The following is a 19,177-nucleotide window of genomic DNA, read 5'->3' as shown; positions in this document are numbered from 1 at the left end:
TCGGTCGGCAGCGTCGGCGACAGCTATGACAACGCCTTGGCCGAGACGATCAACGGCCTCTACAAGGCCGAAGTCATTCATCGCCGTGGCCCGTGGCGATCCTTCGAGGCCGTCGAGTTTGCCACGCTGGAATGGGTCGACTGGTTCAACAACCGACGGCTCCTCGAGCCCATAGACCATATCCCGCCAGCCGAAGCCGAAGCTGCCTACTATGCCATGCTAGCCGAACAGCCCCTGGCCGCGTAACTTAAGCCAAATGGCCTTCGGCAAACCCGGGGCAGTTCAATCTGGCCCATCGAGCGGAGAGAGAGCAAGAATATGTTCTCTAAATGTTCCACATATCGACAGGAACTTGCCGGACCGAGAGCACGGCGAGAGTGAGGCCTGTGAGAGCTCGAGGTAGCACGCCCGATACCGCAGTTCCGACAGACTGGTATCTATTTGGTGTCGGGACTTTAGAGGCTTTATCAGCCATCTAACCGGCCGAGCCGTAACTCTCAGTATTTAAAGGGAAGAATGGTGGACGCGACAGGGATTGAACCTGTGACCCCCTCGATGTCAACGAGGTGCTCTCCCGCTGAGCTACGCATCCGCCAGAACGGTTCCGAACGGGTCCGGAACGGGAAGGAGCGGTCTATACCCAGCCGATGCGACGGCCGCAAGGGCGAAACGGGGGTGATATTGGGGCATGCCAAACGAAGGGGTCGCTTGCGCGCAAGTCGGGAGCCGCCAGGCGGCGGGCGGCGGCGCCCCTTCGCGAATCAAGCCGCCGCGCACATCTTTTCGACTTCGCTGACGAGGTCGCGCAGATGGACGGGCTTGGACAAGACCTTGGCCTGGGGGCTGGCCTGGGCGGCGCTGAGCGCGACGGCGGCGAAGCCGGTGATGAACATGATGCGCAGGCCCGGCTGGCGCGCGGCGGCGACACGCGCCACCTCGATCCCGTCCGCCCCCGGCATGACGATATCGGTCAGCAGAAGGTCGTAGGGACCATGTTCCAGCGCGTCGATGGCGTCGTCGCCATTCTCGCAGTCGATGACCTGATGGCCCGCCCGCTCAAGCGCCCGGGTCAGAAAGCCCCTCAGCGATGCGTCGTCTTCGGCCAGCAGAATGCGCGCCATGCGTGGAAGTCCCCCGTTCAGAACTCCGACGCTAGTCCCGGAACTGTAAACCGGCCATGAAATTCCCGCGTTATGATTGCGCGCTCTGCCGACAGGTCCGTGGAAAACCTCTCCAGCCGCATCGAAAATCCGCGTCGCACTTTTGCGGATCAGGCCCTATGCGGGAGCCATGACGCCGCCTTTCGACGCCAGTCCGCCTCCCTTGGACCCCCTGCCCGCCTTCGTCGTAACGCCGGCGGACGGGCTTGCGGGCGCGATGGTGTTCGCCTCTCCGCATTCCGGCCGGGAGCGACCCGCCGACATGGGAGAGGCGGCGGACCTGACCTCATCAACCCTGCGCAGCGCCGAGGATGTCGGCGTCGACCGGCTGATCGCGGGCGGACCATCGCGGGGCGTGCCGATCATCGCAGGGCGGGTGTCGCGGGCCTATGTCGACCTGAACCGGGCGCCGACCGAACTGGATCCGGTCCTGTTCGACGGCGAGATCGAGGCTGAGCCGACGGCCAGGGTCTCGGCCGGTTTCGGCGTCATTCCCCGCCGGGCCGGGGACGGGACGCTTCTCTATGACCGGCGGCTGTCGCAGGCCGAGGCGCCGGGCCGCCTGGCGTGGGTGCACACACCCTATCATGACGCGCTGGGCGAACTGATGCGGGCCGCCCGGGACCGGCATGGCGCGGCCCTGTTGATCGACTGGCATTCGATGCCTTCGCGCGCGGCGGGGGCGACAAGCCGGAACCGGAGAGGCGTCGATGTCGTGTTGGGGGACCGGCACGGCTCGGCCTGTCGCGGCGCGACGATGCGGAGAATCCGCGCCCTGTTCGAGGCCCAGGGCTGGCGGGTCGGACTGAACGCACCTTATGCGGGCGGCTATTCGACCGAACGGTGGGGGCGGCCGGATGAAGGATTCCAGGCGGTACAGGTCGAACTGAACCGGGCGCTCTATCTGGACGAAACCACGCTGGAGCCGTCCGGCGATCATGGCCGCTTCGTCAGGACGCTGGACCGGGTCATCGCGGCCCTGGCCGCCGAGACCTGGCCGCGCTGAGTTTCGACCCGGTGTCAGGGTGAAAAAAAGCCGCGCCCGAGGGCGCGGCATAAAAGTCTATAGGGAGGAAACGCCCAGGAAGGGCATGACGCCCGGAGGCGTCGGGGAACAATCTAGGTTGCGGTGCACAACGCGTCAAGCGGGCTTCTATGATCTATGATCACGCCATGTTACCGGTAACATTCGCCTCACCGCCACGATGTAAGCGTTTTCAGGACACGTTTCCTGCGCGATCAACCTTCGGAGCAAATGCTGCAGCGCGAAACAGCTAGGCTCCTCGTTCGCGATTGACCTCGAGGAGGCGCCTGGCGGTCCGGATCGCGCGGGCTGCAGGCGATGCGGACTGACGCCAGACCAGGAGGGCGAAGGCCGAAAGCACGCCCGCGCACAGCCAGACCGGTCCGAAAAGCCAGGCCGCTGCGGCCAGGGCGAAATAATAGCCGCGCACGCCCTGGCTGAAGGCCGAGAGTGCGGGGTTCAAGACCTGGGCCGTCGCCTCGCCGAAGGCGACCTTGTCCGCCTCGGAATGGACTTCAGGGGCCGCGCCGATGAGGGCGAGGGCGTAGTTCATCTGGCGGATCGACCAGATGAAATCGAGCAGACCCCGCGCCAGGCACAAGAGAACCAGCCCCAGTTTGGCTTCCAGCAGCCCGACCGGCACGGCCTCGGCCCCGACCGCGGAAAATCCCTTCAGGGCCTGGTCGCCGCCGAACAGGATGCCGGCGACGCCTGCGATCAGGAGCAGGTTGGACGAGGCGAAGAAGGAGCCGGAGTTGATGGAGTGTCCGAGAAGTTGGCTGTCCAGCAGCCGGATTTCACGGTGTGTCATCGCCGTCATCCAGGCGTGGCGAACGGTCAGCATATCCGTGTTGAGCGAGCCGCTGCGATGCGCCAGCAGACTCAGCAGCGGACCGTAGCCCAGCCAGCACATCAAGAAGAGGGCCAGACCCAGCCAGTCGATCGTGGTCATTCCCGCCAGACTCCCTCATCTGTCTTTCTTCGATAGCGCGCACCGCGCTTGCCGTTCGCCGTCCGGAGGCTTATCACGCCCGCCTCCCTTCGCAGACGCACAAAACCGAGCCCGCCATGAACATCGACGCCATCCCGGTCGGTCCCAACCCGCCCTGGGACCTGAACGTGATCATCGAGATCCCGCAAGGGGGCCTGCCGGTCAAATACGAGATGGACAAGGCGTCCGGCGCCCTGTTCGTCGACCGCTTCCTGCATACTGCCATGTATTATCCGGGCAATTACGGCTTCGTGCCGCACACCCTGGCGGACGATGGCGATCCCTGCGACGTGATCGTGCTGAACCCGACACCGGTGGTGCCGGGCTGCGTCATTCGCTCGCGCCCGATCGGCGTGCTGATGATGGAGGACGAGGCCGGCGGAGACGACAAGATCCTGGCCGTTCCGGTCGACGCCCTGCACCCCTACTATACCGACATCGCCTCCTATCGTCAGCTGCCCACCATCATGGTCGAGCAGATCGAGCACTTCTTCACCCGCTACAAGGACCTGGAGAAGAACAAGTCGGTCCGCGTGAAGCGCTGGGGCGACGCCGGCGAGGCCGCCGAGCTGATCGTCGAAGGCATGCGCGCCTATGAAGAGGCCGAGAAGGCCAAGAGCGGCAAGGCGGCCAACGCCGCCTGATCCGCTCCGGAGCGTCGAAGACAAAATCTTGTTCGACGCCCGGAGTAACGCAGCGCCGGGCTTTGCGGGCCGTTTTCGGGTTTGAGCGCGCCTTGGTCTGCGGCTGAGGTACAATCCCTTCCACGGCTCGTGGAGAGTGAACAGCGGCGACTTCGCCCGTTTCGTCCGTTTCGTCAGGGTGTTTTCGTCGGGACATCGGACGAAGCCTTTCCCCGCCCGGTCGACTCGACGTTGCTGATTGCGGGGGCGTCCACCGTCCCCATATGGCGGGGATGGCAACACTCTCTGTTCTTGATCTCGCGCCGGTGCCCGAGGGCTCCAGCGTCTCCCGGGCGCTGGCCAACACCTTGGACCTGGCCCGGCATGCCGAGCGGCTGGGTTACAATCGCTACTGGCTGGCCGAGCACCACAACATGGCGGGTATCGCCTCGGCCGCGACCTCGGTCGTCATCGGCGCCGTGGCCGCAGCGACAAAGACCATCCGTGTCGGCGCCGGCGGGGTCATGCTGCCCAACCATGTGCCGCTGGTGATCGCCGAGCAGTTCGGCACGCTGAACGCGCTTTATCCCGGTCGCATCGACCTCGGCCTGGGCCGCGCGCCCGGGTCCGACCAGGCGACGGCCCGCGCCCTCAGGCGCACCCTTCAAGGCGACATCGACAGCTTCCCGCAGGACGTGATGGAGCTGCTGCACTGGTTCGAGCCCGCCACCGAGGATCAGCGGATTCGCGCCAATCCCGGCGAAGGTCAGGCCGTGCCGGTCTGGATCCTGGGGTCATCGACCTTCGGCGCCCAGCTGGCCGCCCATCTGGGTCTGCCCTATGCCTTCGCCAGCCATTTCGCGCCGGCGGAGATGATGTCGGCGATCCGCATCTATCGCGAGACCTTCCGGCCGTCGGCGCGGCTGGAGAAGCCGTATCTGATGCTGGGCTATAACGTCTTCGCCGCCGAGACGGACGAGGCCGCCCGGCTGCTGTTCAGCTCGGTCCAGCAGGCCTTCGTGAACCTGAGGAGCGGTCGTCCCGGCAAGCTGCCGCCGCCGAAGCCCGGCTATGCCAAGAGGCTCAGCGAGGGCGAGAGCGCCATGATCGGTCAGGCCCTGGCCTGTTCGGCCGTCGGATCGCCCGCGACCGTGCGGGCGGCGATCGAGGCCTTTACGATCACGACGGGCGCGGACGAGCTGATGATCACAAGCCAGATCTGGGACCACGGCGCTCGCGTCCGCTCGCTGGAACTGCTGGCCGAGGCGATGGCGGACGGTCGGGCCGCCGCCTGATCAGTTGGCTTTCGCCTTGCGGGGCTTTCGAGGCTTGCGCGGCGGTTTGACAGGCGCAGGCGTGGCATCGAGGTCCAGCTTCGGCTGAAAGTCAGGGACAGCCGAAGCTGTTGGTTCGGCCTCCGACAGCGGAGCCGACAAGGCGTCCGAAGGAGTGGTGAGCTTCAGTCGCGCCTTCTCCTTCCACGCCATGGCGTCCTTCAGGGCATGCCATTCAAAACCCAGACGGATGGCGGTCTGGATGTCGTCGCCGGGCTCGCCCGGTTCGCGCCCCGTCAGCCGGTCCTTCAGATGACGACACTCGGCGAGCAGGTTCGCCGCGGCCAGAAGCTCGCCCGAAGCCCCGGGGAACCGGCCGATATCCTCCAGTGTGGCGTAGCGCCAGCCTTGCTCGGGCGGCCGTTCGAGGACCATGGCCCAGCGCAGTTCGGCGGGAAGCTCTTCCGCGAGCCCGGTCCATTCGCGGGCGCCGGGCGCGCGTTGATAGTGGCCGGGCTGCGTGGGCAGGCCATGATCGGCATAGACCTGCAACGCGCTGGCCTCGACCTCGGCGATGGCGAGCAGGGTGGCGGGCGCTCGTCGCCCCGCCCGCTCCCACGGGTCTCCCGCGACCACGAGCGCCATCTTGCGGTCGCCACGTCCACGATTGCCCAGAAGCCACTCTCGCCAGGCGGGCATCGGGTCAGTTGCTGTTCAGGGTGCTCGTCACGGACAGGTCGTACACGACGCGAGTGACCTGTTGCACGAGGCCGAAGAACTTGCCGACTTCGGCGGACAAGGCACGAGGCGCGTAGATGATGTCGTTGGGCTGGATCAGGAAGCTGGAGGCCGTGAAGAAGCCGACGCCCTCTTCCAGGTTCAGCCGGTAGACGACGGGCACGCCTTTCGGCGTCGCCGGCTGGGTCAGGCCGAGCGCCTCGGCGACCTCGGGCCGCTCGAAGCGGAAGATCAGCACCGAGCGCGCATTGGCCGCGCCATCGTTCAGGCCGCCAGAGCGGCTGAGTGCGTCCGCCAGCGTCAGATCGCCGGCCGGCATGTCCTGCTGCGTCACGGCGCCCAGGGCGCCGAAGGAGGAGAACCGGCGCGGCTGGTAGACCAGATTGATCTGGTCGCCGCTCTGCAGGCGGATATTCTCGGCGAACCGGGTGGTGACGACCGTGAGAGGCGCGACGAAGGTCTGGTCGCCGCGCCGGATCTGCACCTCGACATCCTGGCTGGGCCGCGACGCGCCGCCGGCGGCTGCGATGACGTCGAGGATCGTATCGGCATTGGTCGAGAGCGGCGCCCGGCCGGGTTGCTTCACCTCGCCCAGAACCGTGACTGCGTTGGAGACGTTGGTGGCCAGGGTCACGCTGACCTGGGGGTTGCCGACGCGGCCGATCAAGGCGCGCCGGATGGCGGCGGCGGCCTCGGTCGTCGTCAGGCCGGAGACCCGGACCGGACCCGCGAACGGTACGGCGACATTGCCGTTCCGGTCCACGACGACGGCCGGCAGCGTCTGGCTGCCGGAGCGGATACCATCATTGCCGCCGCCGCCGCCGAACAGGGCGCCGCTGGGCTCATAGATGGCGATCGCCAACTGATCGCCTTCGCCGATGACATCGACGGGCGCCAGGCTGGCGGCTCCGGCCAGCGAACCGAAGGTCTGGTCAGCCACCGCCTTGATCCGCTCGGCGGCGGCGTAGTCCAGATCGACGATCGCATAATCGGCGTTTTCAGTCGCGCCACGCACGACGGCGCGGTTCGACGGACCGTCCCTCGGCAGGGTCGAGCACCCTGCCAGAATGGACGCGATCAGGAGTGCGAGCAGAGAACGCGTCATGATTTCCGTATTTCGAAAGCCTCGTTGGTGAATATCGGCCTTTGACCCGCCCCGCCAGCGCCAACTGGGATCATTGCGAAAGACCTACCCGGCGACCGACCTCGGCGAAGTGGCGGTCCCAGGTCGGGGCGGTAAACGGCGTCGCTTTCGGAGGGTGGCGGGTGGCCGTTTCCAAAGCGTCGAGCCAGCCCAGCCCGTCGAGCGGATCAATCAGCTGGGCGTCCGGCACCAGTTCGCGGTGCACGGGGATGTCGGAGGCGATCAGGGGCACACCCAGGGCGGAGGCCTCGACCGCCGGCAGGTCGAAGCCTTCGACCGAGGACGGCGCGACCAGGGCCCGAGCGCTGGCCATCAGGGTCGCGAGGGCCGAGTCGGGCAGGTCGGAAGCCTGATGCACGAGACCTCGCAGGGCGGGCGAGCGCTCCAGATGATCCAGAACCGCCTCGTTCTCCCAGCCATATCGGCCGACCAGAACCAGTTGCGGCGCCGCGTCGCCCATCCGTTCGCGCAGCCGCCGCCATATGGTCAGAAGGAAGGCCAGGTTCTTGCGCGCCTCGAGCGTGCCGATGTGCACGAAATAGGGCCGGGGCGTCGCCGCCGTCAGAGGCGTCAGGAAGGTAGGCTCCAGCCCCAGGTGGACGGCGTGGATCGGCGGGGGTGTCACGCCTTCGCGCGCGGCGAAGGCGGCCAGCTCATCGGCCGTATATCGAGAGTTGACCACGATCCGGGAGGCGGTGTTCAGCGTATTCAGCACCCTCTGGCGGTGCTTGTCCCGGTCTCCCGGCCGGCAGAACTCGGGGTGGGTGATGGGGATCAGGTCGTGCAGGAAGACGATCCGCTCGATGCCTCGGTCGCGCAGCTCACCCAGGATGCGGGCGTCGCTCAACCCCGTGTGACCCACATTGAAATACAGGGTGCTGTCCGGCAGCTTCTGGATCCACTGCGAACGGAAGAACTGCTTCCACACCCGCCGGCGGCGTCCCGGGGTCCGCGCCTGATCGGTCGGCGGCTTGCCGATGACGGAATCGGCCGCTTTCTTATCGCTGCTGAGCGCGGTCATCAGCCGCATCTCGTCCTCGGTCAGGGAACGTTCGAAGAAGGCGCCGGTCCAGCGCGATCGCAGGGTGGCGACGCATTCGCGGAACCATGCCTCATCGACGACGACCAGTTGATCGTTGCGGCCCCGGACCGGCGTGACCTGGACGTCGGGCAGGGACAGCAGCCATTCGGCATAGGCCAGGCAGACGCGATCCACCCCGGTCGGCGCGGTCCGTTCGACCCGGCTCAACAGCCGGCTGGCGTCGAAGAGAACCGATCGGGTCACGAGAGGCCGAGGCGGCCGTACATGTCGGACAACCGGCCCTGATAGGCCTCGACCGAGAATTTCGCGGCCTGGGTCAGGCCCCGGCGGACGAGATCGTCCCGCAACGCCTCGTCGGCGTCGAGGGCGCGCAGGCCCCGCGTCATGGCCTGCACGTCATAGGGATCGACGCTGATGGCGGCATCTCCCGCGACTTCCGGAAGGGAGCCGCCGGTGGAAGTCAGAACGGCAGTGGACAGGGCCATCGATTCCAGAACCGGCAGGCCGAAGCCCTCGTAGAGCGACGGGAACAGGGTGGCCTTGGCGCCGCGGATCAGGCTGATCAGCAGCGAGAAAGGCATGAATTCATAGCGACGGATACGTTGGGCGCTGGGTCCGCCGTCCTTCATGACCTGGTTTAGAAGAGCGGTTTCGCCCTCATCCAGCCAGGCGCGGCCGCCGACGATGACCAAGGGCGTCTCAAGCCCCGAGGCCAGATAGGCCTCGACGATCCGGCCCAGATTTTTCTTCGGCTCGATGGCGCCGAAGTGGAAAAAATAGTCCTTCCAGCCGAGGTTGAAGACCCCTTCCAGTTCGATCGCCACATCGGACTGCGTACGGCTGGTCAGGGTCTCGGGCAGGTGGACGGCCTGGTAGGTGTTGGTGACCCGATCTTCGGACACGCCGAGCATTCGGATCACGTCCTGACGCGTCGTTTCTGAAACGACGGCGATATGATCCGCGCGCGCTGCGACGGCCTTGCACAGCGCCATATAGGTCGCCTTGTCATCCAGGGTCGTGTGCGGCAGGCGAAGCGGGATCAGGTCGTGGATGGTGTAAATGTTCGGCATACCGCGTGCGTAAAGCGGCAGGGTGGCCGTCCAGTGCATCGCATCCGGTCGTTTTGCGTCGCCGACAGTGTCGAAATCGACCGGCGTCTCCTTGCCATAGGCATTGAACGAACGGTTTGCGAGGTGGAACAGATCCTGGGACGCCCAGAAGCAGTTTGCTTCCGGTCGACCGCCCCCGCGCGTCGGCCAGACGACCTCGCCGCTGGGCGTGATCGGCCATGCGCCGCGTCCGAACCGACTGGTCAGAGTGCGCTGGAAGCGATCGAATTTCTTTAGTTTCGGACCGGGACGGTCCGCGTCGACCAGCGCCGTCTCATTGAGCACGTTGTTCGCCGAGCGTTTGGCGTTCGGGCCATACAGAACCTGGCCATCCATCCCCATTGTCGCGATGGTCGACAGCAGGTTGCGGCCGTAGGTGGCGATGCCCGACCCCTTGGCCAGGGCGATGTTGAACCCGTCGACGCAGATTGTGGCGCGCGTCTTCGCGACTGCCGAGGCGGCGGGCGCACCGGACGGCGTCGCAGGCGCATCGCTCACGAAAAGACTGGAAAGATCAGAGCGAACGGACCGCTCCGCGACATCAGGCGACGTATCCAAATCCAGCCTTCGGCGTGGTTTTCCCGGACCGGCGGAAGCGTCGCGCGGCTGGCCTGCGGGGTAGACCCTTGCCCGGCGGGGGTCAACCGCAAGCGACCCTGCTGTCAGGAGACGTAACCCGCCTGCATCAGTTCGGCGACATGGACGATGGCGACCGGTCGGTCGTCCTGGACCACGAACAGGTTCGAGATCTTGTTGGCGGTGAGCAAGTCGACGACGTCGCTCATCCGTTGGTCGGGCGATACGGTGATCGGCGACTTGCTCATGATGTCCGCGGCGGTGATGCGGCTGATATCCTGTGCGAAGGCGCGGCGGACGTCTCCGTCCGTGATCATCCCGGCGAGGGATCCGTCGGAATCGAGCACGGCGACCGCACCCTTACGGCCCTCGGTTATGCGGGCGACCAGCTCGGCGAAGACGGCGTCCAGCGGCACGGTCGGCGGCGGCGCATGATTGTCGCCCATCCATTCGCGTACGCTTTGCAGGCTCATGCCCAGGGAACCGCCCGGGTGGTGCAGGCCGAAATCCATGGCCGAGAATCCACGCCGGTCCATCAGTACCATCGCCAGGGCGTCGCCCAGGGCCAGGGTCATCAGGGTCGAGGTTGTGGGCGCGAGGCCGTTTGCGCAGGCCTCGGCCACGCTGGGCATGACCAGCGGCACGGCCGACATCCGGGCCAGAAAGGAGGATCCGCGCTGCGTCATGCCGATGACCGGGATGTCGTTCCGCTGGCAGAAGAGCAAGGGATCACGCAGTTCGCGGCTCTCGCCGGAGCTGGAGATGGCCAGAAGCGTGGTGTCGCCGCGCAGCATGCCGAGATCGCCGTGGCTCATTTCGGCCGGATGGACGAAGAAGGCGTTGGTGCCGGTCGAGGCCAGGGTTGCGGCGATCTTGCCTCCGATATGGCCCGACTTGCCCATGCCGGTGACGACCACATAGCCGTGCCGCGACAGGATCACGTCGCAGGCGCGCGCGATGCTGGAATCCACCGTCCGCTCAAGCGCCTGCAGGGCCTCGATGTTCAGCTGGATAACCTCGCGCGCGCGGTCCGTCATGACACCAACGGCGTCGGGAGACGATGCGGGCATATCGAGGGGCATGGCGCTGATCCTGCTGCGGCGCCCTTTGCCGGCGTCTGTCGTTGAATGGAGCGGAATTGCCCCATCCAGCGCGGTTTCACAATGGAGGGTCAGGGGAGCGTCCGACGGGATGACGGGTGGATGCAACGCAAGTTCAGCCAAAAGCCGCTCAACCTTTGCCGGACCGGCGCGTTTAGTCATGTGGGGCCGTCAACCTAACCTGGATACTCATGCCGTCAGATACCGGAACGCTCGTCGAAACTCTGCTCACGCCCCCTGTGGTGATGGACCGGCCACTGGCCCTGTTCCTGGATATGGACGGGGTGCTGGCTCCCATGGCGCCGACGCCGGACGCCGTGCTGGCCGACCCGAGGCGCACGGCGGTCCTGAGCCGCCTGGATCAGGCACTGGATGGGCGAATGGCGATCGTCAGCGGACGGACGCTTGGCGAGATCGACCGGATCGCCGGCAGCACTTCCCCCTCGGCTGCCGGCGTGCACGGCCTCGAAAGGCGGCGTCGGGACGGCGCGGTGGATCGGCCAAAGGCCTCCCCCGGCGTGGCTCAGGCCCTGGCCGCCTTCCGCCGCTTCGCCGCCGACCGCCCCGGCGTAATCGTCGAGGACAAGGCCATTTCAGCCGGCCTTCACTTCCGCCAGTCGCCCGCCAGCGCGGACGAAGCCCTGGTCCTGGCGCGCGAGCTCGCCGAGACCACGGGCCTGATGCTACAGCCCGGTCATATGGTGCTGGAGTTGCGCACCCCCGGCTCCGACAAGGGCACGGCGGTCACGGCCTTCATGGCCGAGCCGCCGTTCGCGGGCGCCCTTCCCGTCATGCTGGGCGACGATCTGACCGACGAGGCGGGCTTTCGCGCCGCCGAGGCCCTTGGCGGCTTCGGAGTGCTGGTCGGGCCATATCGGGCGACCTCCGCGCGCTATGGCCTGCGCGATGTTTCGGCGGTGATGGACTGGCTTGAGGCCGTGGCCTCCGAAGTTTCTGAAGACGGAGCGGCGGCCTGATGACCCTGGCCTCACCCCGGCGCCCCTCGCTCGACCTCGCCCCCATCGGCAATTGCGCTCTCTCGGCCCTGATCGATCGCAATGGCCGTTTCGTCTGGGCCTGCGCCCCACGGGTGGACGGCGACCCGGTCTTTTCGGCCCTGATGAACGGCGTGGCGCCTGACCACGGCTTCTGGGACATCGAACTCGAGGAGCTGAAACACGTCAGTCAGGCCTATATCGCCAACACCCCGGTCCTGCGCACGGTGCTGACGGCCGAGGATGGCGCGGCGGTCGAGATCATCGACTTCGCTCCCCGTCATATGAAGCATTCGCGCACCTACCGGCCGCTGGCCTTCGCGCGGGTCGTGCGGCCGCTGCACGGGGCGCCGCGCATCCGGGTGCGGCTGAGGCCGTCCGCCGACTGGGGTGCGCGGCGGGCAGAGCTGACGAGCGGCTCCAACCACATCCGCTATCTGTGCACCGACGTCACCCTGCGTCTGACCACGGACTGTCCGGTCTCCCATGTTCTGGAGGAACGGGCGTTTCGCCTGGAACGGTCGCTCGCCTTCTTCCTCGGGCCCGACGAGGGCTACGATCAGGAGGTCGGTCCCGGCGTCTTGGCGACGCTGGATCGCACGGTCGGCTACTGGAAGGACTGGGTCCGCACCCTCTACATCCCGCTCGACTATCAGGAGGCGGTGATCCGGGCGGCGATCACGCTCAAGCTCTGCGCCTATGAGGAGACCGGGGCCATCGTCGCGGCCATGACGACTTCGGTGCCGGAGTTCCCCGAGAGCGGGCGGAACTGGGATTATCGCTACTGCTGGATTCGCGACGCCTACTACACGGTCCGGGCCCTGAACCGGCTCGGCGCCGTCGACATGCTGGAGAACTACCTCGTCTATCTGAGGAACCTCGTGGACTCGTCCGCCGGCGGCCACGTCCAGCCCGTCTATGGCGTGGGACTGGAAGAGGACATCGACGAGCGGATCGTCACCTCGGTCGAGGGCTATCGCGGCATGAAGCCCGTGCGGGTCGGCAACCAGGCGCGCGAGCATTTGCAACACGACGTCTACGGACAGATCGTCCTGCCCCTGGTCCAGTCCTTCTACGATCAGCGCCTGCTGCGGCCGGGCTCGATCGACGACTTCCATGCCCTGGAGAAGGTCGGCGAACGGGCCTTTGCAATGCACGATCAGGTCGATGCGGGTCTGTGGGAATTCCGGACGATCGCAAGGGTGCACACCTATTCCTCGGTCATGTGCTGGGCTGCCTGCGACCGGTTGGGCAAGGCGGCGGATCACTTGGGCCTTGATGTTCAAGCCGTCGTGTGGCGCGAGCGGGCGCAGACGATCCGGGAACGGATCGAGGCGGAAACCTTCATTCCGGAGGAGGGGCGGTTCGGCGCCTCGTTCGGCGGGACGGAGCTGGACGCATCGCTGCTTCAGCTGGTCGACCTCGGCTTCCTGGCCCCGGACGATCCACGCCAGGTCGCCACTTTCAACGCCATCGAGCGCGACCTGAAAAAGGGGCCGTACCTGTTCCGCTATGTGATCCCGGACGACTTCGGCGAGCCGGAGACGGCGTTCAACTTCTGCACCTTCTGGTTCATCGAGGCGCTGCACCAGAACGGACGGGACGAAGAGGCCCGCGAGATCTTTGAGCAGATGCTGGCGCGACGAACGCACGCGGGTCTGCTGAGCGAGGACATCTCGCTGGGCGACAACGAACTGTGGGGCAACTATCCGCAGACCTATTCGCTGGTCGGCATCATCAACTGCGCCGTCCTGCTCAGTCGTTCGTGGACGGACGTTCGCTGAATTCGGTACGGATTTCAGGCGTCAAGGCGTCAACCCGGAGGCGATCACGATGTTGCGTTGCAGCTAAACTCAAGCGTCGGCGTTTGAGGGGGCATGTCTCGTCTGATCGTTGTATCCAACCGGGTGTCGGCGCCGGCTGATCCGGCCGCCGGATCGGCCGGTGGCCTCGCCATGGCCCTGTCCGCCGCACTTCGAAAATATGATGGTCTGTGGTTCGGCTGGTCGGGTGAGACGACCGAACAATTCACCGGCGACCTCAAATACGAGGACCGCGCCGGCGTCACCGTCGCCCTGGTCGATCTCGAAGCTCAGGACGTCGAGGAATATTATAACGGCTACGCCAACAAGACGCTATGGCCCTTGTTCCACCACCGGGTCGATCTGACCGCCTACGAACGGTCCTATGGCGAAGGGTACGAGCGGGTGAACCGGCGGTTCGCCGAGGTTCTGGCTCCCTTGATCGAGCCGGACGACGTCATCTGGATCCACGACTATCACCTGATCCCGATGGCGCGCGATCTGCGCAGGCTGGGGATCAAGAACCGGATCGGTTTCTTCCTGCACACGCCCTGGCCGGCGCGTCAGCTGCTGGTGACCCTGCCGCATCATCGACGCCTCGTGGAAAGTCTGTTCGCCTGCGACCTGATCGGGTTCCAGACGCAGGAATGGCTCGACCTGTTCCGCGACTACGTGATCTCAGAGGCGCGCGGCGAACTGGCCGGCTACGGCGGGTTGGAGGCCTTCGACCGCAAGGTCCGGATCGGCGTCTTCCCCATCGGCATCGATGTCCAGGGGTTCGCCGAGGCCCGGATTTCGCGAGAGGGGAGACGCACCTATGACCGTATGGCGGCCTCGGCCGCCTTCCGCTCGATGATGGTGGGCGTCGACCGGCTCGACTACTCCAAGGGACTGGAGGAGCGAATGGTCGGTTACGAGCAGTTCCTTCAGGACAATCCCGACATGCGCGGCGACGTCTTCCTCGTGCAGGTGACGCCGATCAGTCGCGACGACGTCGACACCTATCAGGACATCCGGGCGCGGCTCGACGCCCTGGCCGGCCGGATAAACGGCGAGTTCGCCGACATGGACTGGCAGCCGATCCGCTATCTGAACCGCAGCTTCCGCCGGGATCAGCTGGCCGGCATCTATCGCGCCGCCAAGGTCTGTCTGGTCACCCCCCTGCGCGACGGCATGAACCTGGTCGCCAAGGAATATGTCGCCGCCCAGAACCCGGACGATCCCGGCGTCCTGATCCTGTCCCGCTTCGCCGGCGCGGCCGAACAGATGGGCGAGGCCCTGCTGGTCAATCCGTTCAGTCGCGAGGAAGTCGCCGACGCGATCAAGAAGGCCCTGACCATGTCGTTGGCCGAGCGGGTGCGGAAATGGGAGGCCCTGATGCAGGTCGTGCGCGACACCGATGTCGGCATCTGGCGCGACAGTTTCGTCGGGGCGCTTAACGCGGTGGAGATCGTCGGCGACGGGGACGCAACCTTCCTTCAGGGACAAGCCGACGCCGCCTGAGGGGGATCAGGCGGCTTCGAGCACCGCGTTCGCCGCATCTCTGGCGTCCGCCCGGATGCGGGCCGGCCGCTGCGCCAGCCGCTCGGCATAGGCGTCCAGCAAGGGGCTGTCCGGGAAGGCGAACCGGGCCCAGCCGAGCGACGAACCGATCATCACGTCCGCCACAGTGAACCGGTCGCCCATCAGCCAAGGGCCTTCCCACAGCGTCTCGAGTAGCCGACCGACGGCCGCTTCATAACGGGCCTTTGCCATCGGATCGCGATCCGCCTCGCCGGTCATCTTGCTCCAGACCGCCGGCTCCAGTTCGCCCGCCGCCCATGCGAGCCAGGTCAGCAGAGGCCCACGCTCCGGCGAACCGGGCAAGGCGCCGAGGCCGACCTCCGGAAACAGGTCGGTCAGATATAGGGCCACAGCGGCCGATTCCGTGATCAAGGCGCCGTCGTGCGTCAGGGCCGGGACCTTGCCATCCGGGTGAGGATTCTTGACGTCCGGCTCGCCGACCTTCTGACCGTTGCGGTGGGCGATTTTGCAATATTCGATGCGGGCGTCGGCCCCCAGTTCCTCGATCAGCCAGACGATCCGCGACGAGCGTGATTGCGGGGCGTGAAACAGGGTCAGCATGATTTTCTCTCCCATCCAATGAGCCTTGGCGGGACCGCCTTGGCCGTGAGAGATTGACTACCGCCACCCTGCTGCCAGCATGCTGTCAGCAGTCGTCCGGTACGGTACACAGATGAGACGTGCAGACCGCCTGTTCCAGATCGTTCAGTTGCTCCGAAGGAGTTCCCAGCCCGTGACGGCGGACTCGATCGCGGTTGAGCTGGAGACGTCCAAACGCAGCGTCTATCGCGACATCGCCGCCCTGATGGGCCAGCGGGTGCCAATCCGGGGCGAGGCGGGCATTGGCTATGTGCTGGATAGCGGCTTCGACATGCCGCCCCTGATGCTGACGTCCGACGAGGTCGAGGCGGCGGTGCTCGGCGCGCAGTGGGTGGCGGGCAGGGGAGACCCGGCCCTGGCGCGGGCGGCCCGCGACCTGATCGCCAAGATCGCGGCCACCGTTCCCGAACGCCTGCGCCCGGTGGTCCTGGAGCCGGCGGTGACCTCAGCCATGTGGAAAACGCACGAGGTCGAGGTGCTCGACATGGCTCAGTTGCGGGCCTGGATCCATACGGGGCGGAAGGTTACGCTGGACTATCGCGATCAGGAAGACCGGGCCTCGCTACGGACCGTCTGGCCGCTGCTGATCGGCTATCGTGAGACGACACGGCTGCTGGTCGCCTGGTGCGAGAGTCGCAACGACTTCCGCACCTTCCGCACCGACCGGGTGGTGGAGGCGACCTTCCTCGATGACCGTTTTCCCGGCCGCCCGGCGCAACTGCGAGCACGCTGGCAGGCGATGATGGAGGCGGAGCGGCGCCGGTTCATGGCCGGCCAGAAAGGGGCGAATTCCTGAGCCGGACCTTCGACGCCGACACCCCGCTGCGGGATGTCGGCGTCTGAGCGGATCAGTAGATTTCGAACAGACCGGCCGCACCCTGTCCGCCGCCGATGCACATGGTCACCACGCCGTACTTGGCCCCGCGACGCTTGCCTTCGATGAGGACGTGGCCGGTCATGCGGGCGCCTGACATGCCGTAGGGGTGGCCGATCGAGATGGCGCCCCCCGAGACGTTCAGCCGATCCATCGGAATGCCCAGGGTGTCGGCGCAGTAGAGCACCTGCGCGGCGAAGGCCTCGTTCAGCTCCCAGATGCCGATGTCGTCCATGGTCAGGCCGTGGCGCTTGAGCAGCTTGGGGATGGCGTAGACCGGGCCGATGCCCATCTCGTCAGGCTCGCAGCCGGCGACGACCATGCCGCGATAGGCGCCAAGCGGCTGAAGGCCGTGGCGGACGGCTTCGCCGGCCTCCATGATCACCGAGGCCGAGGCGCCGTCCGACAGCTGGGAGGCGTTGCCGGCGGTAATGAATTCGCCCTGCTGGATCTCCTCGCCGCCGCCGAAGACAGGCTTCAGCGACTTCAGGCCTTCCAGGGTCGTGTCGGCGCGGTTGCCCTCGTCCTTCGACAGGGTGACCTCCTTGGCAGAGGCCTGGCCCGTCGCCTTGTCCATGACCTGCATGGTCGTGGTCATGGGCACGATCTCGGCGTCGAAGCGGCCGGCTTCCTGGGCGGCGGCTGTCCGCTGTTGCGATTGCAGGGCGTATTCGTCCTGGCGATCGCGGCTGATGCCATAGCGGCGCGACACCACCTCGGCGGTCTCCAGCATCGACATATAGATGTGGGGCGACAGCTTCAGCAGCGCCTCGTCCTTCATCCGGTACAGGTTCATGTGCTGGTTCTGGACCAGGGAGATCGACTCCAGCCCGCCGCCGACGGCGACCTTCTGCTGGTCGAAAACCACCTGTTTCGCCGCCGTGGCGATCCCCATCAGGCCCGAGGCGCACTGGCGATCGATGGTCATGCCCGCGACGGTCGAAGGCAGGCCGGCGGCCAGCGCGATCTGGCGGGCGACGTTCTGGCTGGTCGAGCCCTGCTGCAGGGCCGCGCCCATTACGACGTCCTCGACCTCGGCCGGGTCGATCCCGGCGCGTTCGACCGCATGCCTGACGGCATGGGCGCCGAGTTGCTGGGCCTGGGTGTCGTTGAAGGCCCCTCGATAGGCGCGCCCGATCGGCGTTCTGGCCGTCGATACGATTACCGCTTCACGCATTGTTCTCTCCCTGCCGGTCGCCTTTGGCGACCTTGGCGATTTGATTGATCGGGTTGACCGAAATTCTGGTCGGTTTGACCGACCTTTTGTTGGTCAGTTTACTGGTCGGTTTGGCATATCAGCTGTGCGCCTTCTGCGCCTTGGTGAGTTCGATCATGCCCTGGGCTGCGCCCATCTCCGGTACGATCTCGCCGGTGCGGTCGGAGATGGCTTCGAACCGGGCCTCGACCTGTTCCGGCGCATCCTCCCCGACAATGCGGACGCCCTGTGTCAGGGTGACATAGGCGCGCTCGAAGCCGCCGGCGCCGGCGGCGAGGATGCAGCGCGTCGGTGCGTCCTGGCTGACAAGATACAGCAGGCCTGGCGATACCAGTTCCGGCCCCAGGGCCTCCAGCGGCAGGCGTGCGCCCAGGTCTTCCGTCATGCGGGTATGGGCAGTCGGCGCCAGGCAGTTGACGCGGATGTCGTTCTTGGCCCCCTCGATGGCCAGGGTCTGCATGAAGCCCACCAGCGCCATCTTGGCCGCGCCGTAGTTGGCCTGACCGAAATTGCCGTAGAGACCCGACGACGAGGTGGTCATGACGATGCGGCCGTAGTTACGCTCGCGCATCCCGTCCCACACCGCCTTGGTGCAGTTCACCGCGCCCATGACGTGCACGTCCATGACGAAGCGGAAGTCGTCGATCTCCATCTTGGCGAACGACTTGTCGCGCAGAACGCCGGCGTTGTTCACCAGAATGTCGACCGAGCCCCACCGCGCGGTCGCCTCGGCGACCATCGCCTTGACCGCCTCAAAGTCTGTGACCGATGCGCCGTTGGCCATGGCCTCGCCGCCGGCCGCCTCGATCTCGGCCACGACGGCCTGTGCCGGGCTCATGGACGAACCCTCGCCATCGCGCGCCACGCCAAGGTCATTGACCACCACCTTGGCGCCGCGCGCCGCCAGGGCCAGGGCATGCTCGCGCCCGAGACCTCCGCCGGCACCGGTCACGATCGCCACCTTGCCGTCAAATCGCATAGCCATCGATGCCTCTCCTTATCGCTGTTCACCCTGATAACAGGCCGCGCAGGTTCGCCAAGAGGGGGATATGTGTTGAAACGGCGCCACAGTCGCCGTATTGCGAACCGAAATAAGGAACCTGGGCTCAACTCTCCCGTTCGTCCCGGTGAGCGTCACGTGTAAGCGTGGCCTTTGGACATTCATCGATATGAGGACTGACATGAAGCTGAAACTTCTCGCCAGCGTCGCAGCCGCGGGGCTTTTCGCCGCTGGTGCTGCTTCGGCTGAGCCGGACGGCTGGTACGGCGCGATTGACGCCGGTTACCACAAGATCGACGACATCAACCTGGAAGCGTCCGGCAACGGCGTGAACTGGAATGCCGAA

Annotated in this window: 18 protein-coding genes and 1 tRNA gene; 8 read left to right on the top strand and 11 right to left on the bottom strand. The window is 66.2% G+C overall.

Features of this window, described 5'->3' with window-relative positions:
- Window positions 1-246, top strand: a 246-nt coding sequence (locus tag ACP7A5_RS16945) for an integrase core domain-containing protein (protein ID WP_426043008.1), incomplete at its 5' end; no start/stop codon positions are given.
- A 271-nt stretch (window positions 247-517) separates the two neighbouring features.
- Here ACP7A5_RS16945 and ACP7A5_RS16940 read toward each other — a convergent pair.
- Both ACP7A5_RS16940 and cpdR read right to left on the bottom strand, forming a co-directional pair.
- Window positions 518-592: transfer RNA gene (locus ACP7A5_RS16940), tRNA-Val, on the bottom strand.
- A gap of 169 nt (window positions 593-761) precedes the next feature.
- Window positions 762-1,121 carry a cell cycle two-component system response regulator CpdR gene (cpdR, locus tag ACP7A5_RS16935; RefSeq protein WP_271084958.1) on the bottom strand — a complete coding sequence of 120 codons (360 nt, stop codon included), beginning with the start codon at window positions 1,119-1,121 and terminating at the stop codon, window positions 762-764.
- Window positions 1,122-1,290: 169 nt separating this feature from the next.
- Here cpdR and ACP7A5_RS16930 point away from each other — a divergent pair, with 169 nt between their 5' ends.
- Entirely contained in the window at window positions 1,291-2,166 is an 876-nt protein-coding gene (locus ACP7A5_RS16930) for an N-formylglutamate amidohydrolase (RefSeq protein ID WP_426043007.1), read from the top strand.
- 268 nt (window positions 2,167-2,434) lie between these two features.
- Here the strand turns inward: ACP7A5_RS16930 and ACP7A5_RS16925 are convergent, their stop codons facing one another.
- Window positions 2,435-3,136 (bottom strand): DUF599 domain-containing protein, encoded by a 702-nt coding sequence (locus ACP7A5_RS16925; RefSeq protein WP_426043006.1) that lies wholly within the window; start codon window positions 3,134-3,136, stop codon window positions 2,435-2,437.
- Between the two features lie 116 nt (window positions 3,137-3,252).
- Here ACP7A5_RS16925 and ppa point away from each other — a divergent pair, with 116 nt between their 5' ends.
- Entirely contained in the window at window positions 3,253-3,819 is a 567-nt protein-coding gene (gene ppa / locus ACP7A5_RS16920; protein ID WP_303696875.1) for an inorganic diphosphatase, read from the top strand.
- Between the two features lie 272 nt (window positions 3,820-4,091).
- Window positions 4,092-5,093, top strand: a complete 1,002-nt coding sequence (locus tag ACP7A5_RS16915; protein WP_426043005.1) for an LLM class flavin-dependent oxidoreductase — start codon at window positions 4,092-4,094, stop codon at window positions 5,091-5,093.
- Here ACP7A5_RS16915 and ACP7A5_RS16910 read toward each other — a convergent pair whose 3' ends face one another.
- The 5 genes from ACP7A5_RS16910 to ACP7A5_RS16890 form a co-directional block, all read right to left on the bottom strand.
- On the bottom strand, window positions 5,094-5,771 hold the full coding sequence (locus ACP7A5_RS16910) for a hypothetical protein (RefSeq protein WP_426043004.1): 678 nt from the start codon (window positions 5,769-5,771) through the stop codon (window positions 5,094-5,096). It lies immediately after the preceding gene.
- Between the two features lie 4 nt (window positions 5,772-5,775).
- Window positions 5,776-6,915, bottom strand: a complete 1,140-nt coding sequence (locus tag ACP7A5_RS16905; protein ID WP_426043003.1) for a polysaccharide biosynthesis/export family protein — start codon at window positions 6,913-6,915, stop codon at window positions 5,776-5,778.
- A 70-nt stretch (window positions 6,916-6,985) separates the two neighbouring features.
- The gene (locus ACP7A5_RS16900) at window positions 6,986-8,239 is read right to left on the bottom strand and encodes a glycosyltransferase family 4 protein (RefSeq protein WP_426043002.1); all 1,254 of its coding nucleotides are present in this window, start codon (window positions 8,237-8,239) and stop codon (window positions 6,986-6,988) included.
- Window positions 8,236-9,603, bottom strand: coding sequence for a glycosyltransferase family 4 protein (locus tag ACP7A5_RS16895; protein WP_426043001.1), 1,368 nt, complete (start codon window positions 9,601-9,603; stop codon window positions 8,236-8,238). The genes ACP7A5_RS16900 and ACP7A5_RS16895 overlap by 4 nt, the downstream gene beginning before the upstream one ends.
- 164 nt (window positions 9,604-9,767) lie before the next feature.
- A complete protein-coding gene (locus ACP7A5_RS16890) occupies window positions 9,768-10,763 on the bottom strand; it encodes a KpsF/GutQ family sugar-phosphate isomerase (RefSeq protein ID WP_426043000.1) in 996 nt (331 codons plus the stop codon).
- A 209-nt stretch (window positions 10,764-10,972) separates the two neighbouring features.
- Between ACP7A5_RS16890 and otsB the strand changes: the two genes are divergently transcribed.
- The 3 genes from otsB to ACP7A5_RS16875 all read left to right on the top strand — a co-directional run bounded on the left by otsB (window position 10,973) and on the right by ACP7A5_RS16875 (window position 15,081).
- The gene (gene otsB / locus ACP7A5_RS16885) at window positions 10,973-11,758 is read left to right on the top strand and encodes a trehalose-phosphatase (protein WP_426042999.1); all 786 of its coding nucleotides are present in this window, start codon (window positions 10,973-10,975) and stop codon (window positions 11,756-11,758) included.
- Window positions 11,758-13,560, top strand: a complete 1,803-nt coding sequence (locus tag ACP7A5_RS16880; RefSeq protein WP_426042998.1) for a glycoside hydrolase family 15 protein — start codon at window positions 11,758-11,760, stop codon at window positions 13,558-13,560. The genes otsB and ACP7A5_RS16880 overlap by 1 nt, the downstream gene beginning before the upstream one ends.
- Before the next feature lie 93 nt (window positions 13,561-13,653).
- A complete protein-coding gene (locus ACP7A5_RS16875) occupies window positions 13,654-15,081 on the top strand; it encodes an alpha,alpha-trehalose-phosphate synthase (UDP-forming) (protein ID WP_426042997.1) in 1,428 nt (475 codons plus the stop codon).
- A 6-nt stretch (window positions 15,082-15,087) separates the two neighbouring features.
- Here the strand turns inward: ACP7A5_RS16875 and ACP7A5_RS16870 are convergent, their stop codons facing one another.
- Window positions 15,088-15,702: a glutathione S-transferase family protein gene (locus tag ACP7A5_RS16870; protein ID WP_426042996.1), complete on the bottom strand. Its 615-nt coding sequence runs from the start codon at window positions 15,700-15,702 to the stop codon at window positions 15,088-15,090.
- Between the two features lie 112 nt (window positions 15,703-15,814).
- Here ACP7A5_RS16870 and ACP7A5_RS16865 point away from each other — a divergent pair, with 112 nt between their 5' ends.
- Window positions 15,815-16,537: a helix-turn-helix transcriptional regulator gene (locus ACP7A5_RS16865; protein WP_426042995.1), complete on the top strand. Its 723-nt coding sequence runs from the start codon at window positions 15,815-15,817 to the stop codon at window positions 16,535-16,537.
- Between the two features lie 52 nt (window positions 16,538-16,589).
- Here the strand turns inward: ACP7A5_RS16865 and ACP7A5_RS16860 are convergent, their stop codons facing one another.
- Together ACP7A5_RS16860 and ACP7A5_RS16855 are read right to left on the bottom strand one after the other, a co-directional pair.
- On the bottom strand, window positions 16,590-17,792 hold the full coding sequence (locus tag ACP7A5_RS16860) for an acetyl-CoA C-acyltransferase (RefSeq protein WP_426042994.1): 1,203 nt from the start codon (window positions 17,790-17,792) through the stop codon (window positions 16,590-16,592).
- Between the two features lie 118 nt (window positions 17,793-17,910).
- Window positions 17,911-18,816, bottom strand: a complete 906-nt coding sequence (locus ACP7A5_RS16855) for an SDR family NAD(P)-dependent oxidoreductase (protein WP_426042993.1) — start codon at window positions 18,814-18,816, stop codon at window positions 17,911-17,913.
- Window positions 18,817-19,177 lie beyond the last annotated feature (361 nt).

Source organism: Brevundimonas sp. TWP2-3-4b1 (assembly GCF_049897665.1).
Lineage (GTDB): Bacteria > Pseudomonadota > Alphaproteobacteria > Caulobacterales > Caulobacteraceae > Brevundimonas > Brevundimonas subvibrioides_B.
The sequence above is the reverse complement of the archived record's forward strand: the minus strand, read 5'-3'. Positions and strand labels throughout refer to the sequence as shown.

Coding starts and splice junctions, on each gene's coding strand:
- cpdR (WP_271084958.1), bottom strand. CDS start 1,121: ATGGCGCGCATTCTGCTGGCCGAAGACGACGCATCGCTGAGGGGCTTT.
- ACP7A5_RS16930 (WP_426043007.1), top strand. CDS start 1,291: ATGACGCCGCCTTTCGACGCCAGTCCGCCTCCCTTGGACCCCCTGCCC.
- ACP7A5_RS16925 (WP_426043006.1), bottom strand. CDS start 3,136: ATGACCACGATCGACTGGCTGGGTCTGGCCCTCTTCTTGATGTGCTGG.
- ppa (WP_303696875.1), top strand. CDS start 3,253: ATGAACATCGACGCCATCCCGGTCGGTCCCAACCCGCCCTGGGACCTG.
- ACP7A5_RS16915 (WP_426043005.1), top strand. CDS start 4,092: ATGGCAACACTCTCTGTTCTTGATCTCGCGCCGGTGCCCGAGGGCTCC.
- ACP7A5_RS16910 (WP_426043004.1), bottom strand. CDS start 5,771: ATGCCCGCCTGGCGAGAGTGGCTTCTGGGCAATCGTGGACGTGGCGAC.
- ACP7A5_RS16905 (WP_426043003.1), bottom strand. CDS start 6,915: ATGACGCGTTCTCTGCTCGCACTCCTGATCGCGTCCATTCTGGCAGGG.
- ACP7A5_RS16890 (WP_426043000.1), bottom strand. CDS start 10,763: ATGCCCCTCGATATGCCCGCATCGTCTCCCGACGCCGTTGGTGTCATG.
- otsB (WP_426042999.1), top strand. CDS start 10,973: ATGCCGTCAGATACCGGAACGCTCGTCGAAACTCTGCTCACGCCCCCT.
- ACP7A5_RS16880 (WP_426042998.1), top strand. CDS start 11,758: ATGACCCTGGCCTCACCCCGGCGCCCCTCGCTCGACCTCGCCCCCATC.
- ACP7A5_RS16875 (WP_426042997.1), top strand. CDS start 13,654: ATGTCTCGTCTGATCGTTGTATCCAACCGGGTGTCGGCGCCGGCTGAT.
- ACP7A5_RS16870 (WP_426042996.1), bottom strand. CDS start 15,702: ATGCTGACCCTGTTTCACGCCCCGCAATCACGCTCGTCGCGGATCGTC.
- ACP7A5_RS16865 (WP_426042995.1), top strand. CDS start 15,815: ATGAGACGTGCAGACCGCCTGTTCCAGATCGTTCAGTTGCTCCGAAGG.
- ACP7A5_RS16860 (WP_426042994.1), bottom strand. CDS start 17,792: ATGCGTGAAGCGGTAATCGTATCGACGGCCAGAACGCCGATCGGGCGC.
- ACP7A5_RS16855 (WP_426042993.1), bottom strand. CDS start 18,816: ATGGCTATGCGATTTGACGGCAAGGTGGCGATCGTGACCGGTGCCGGC.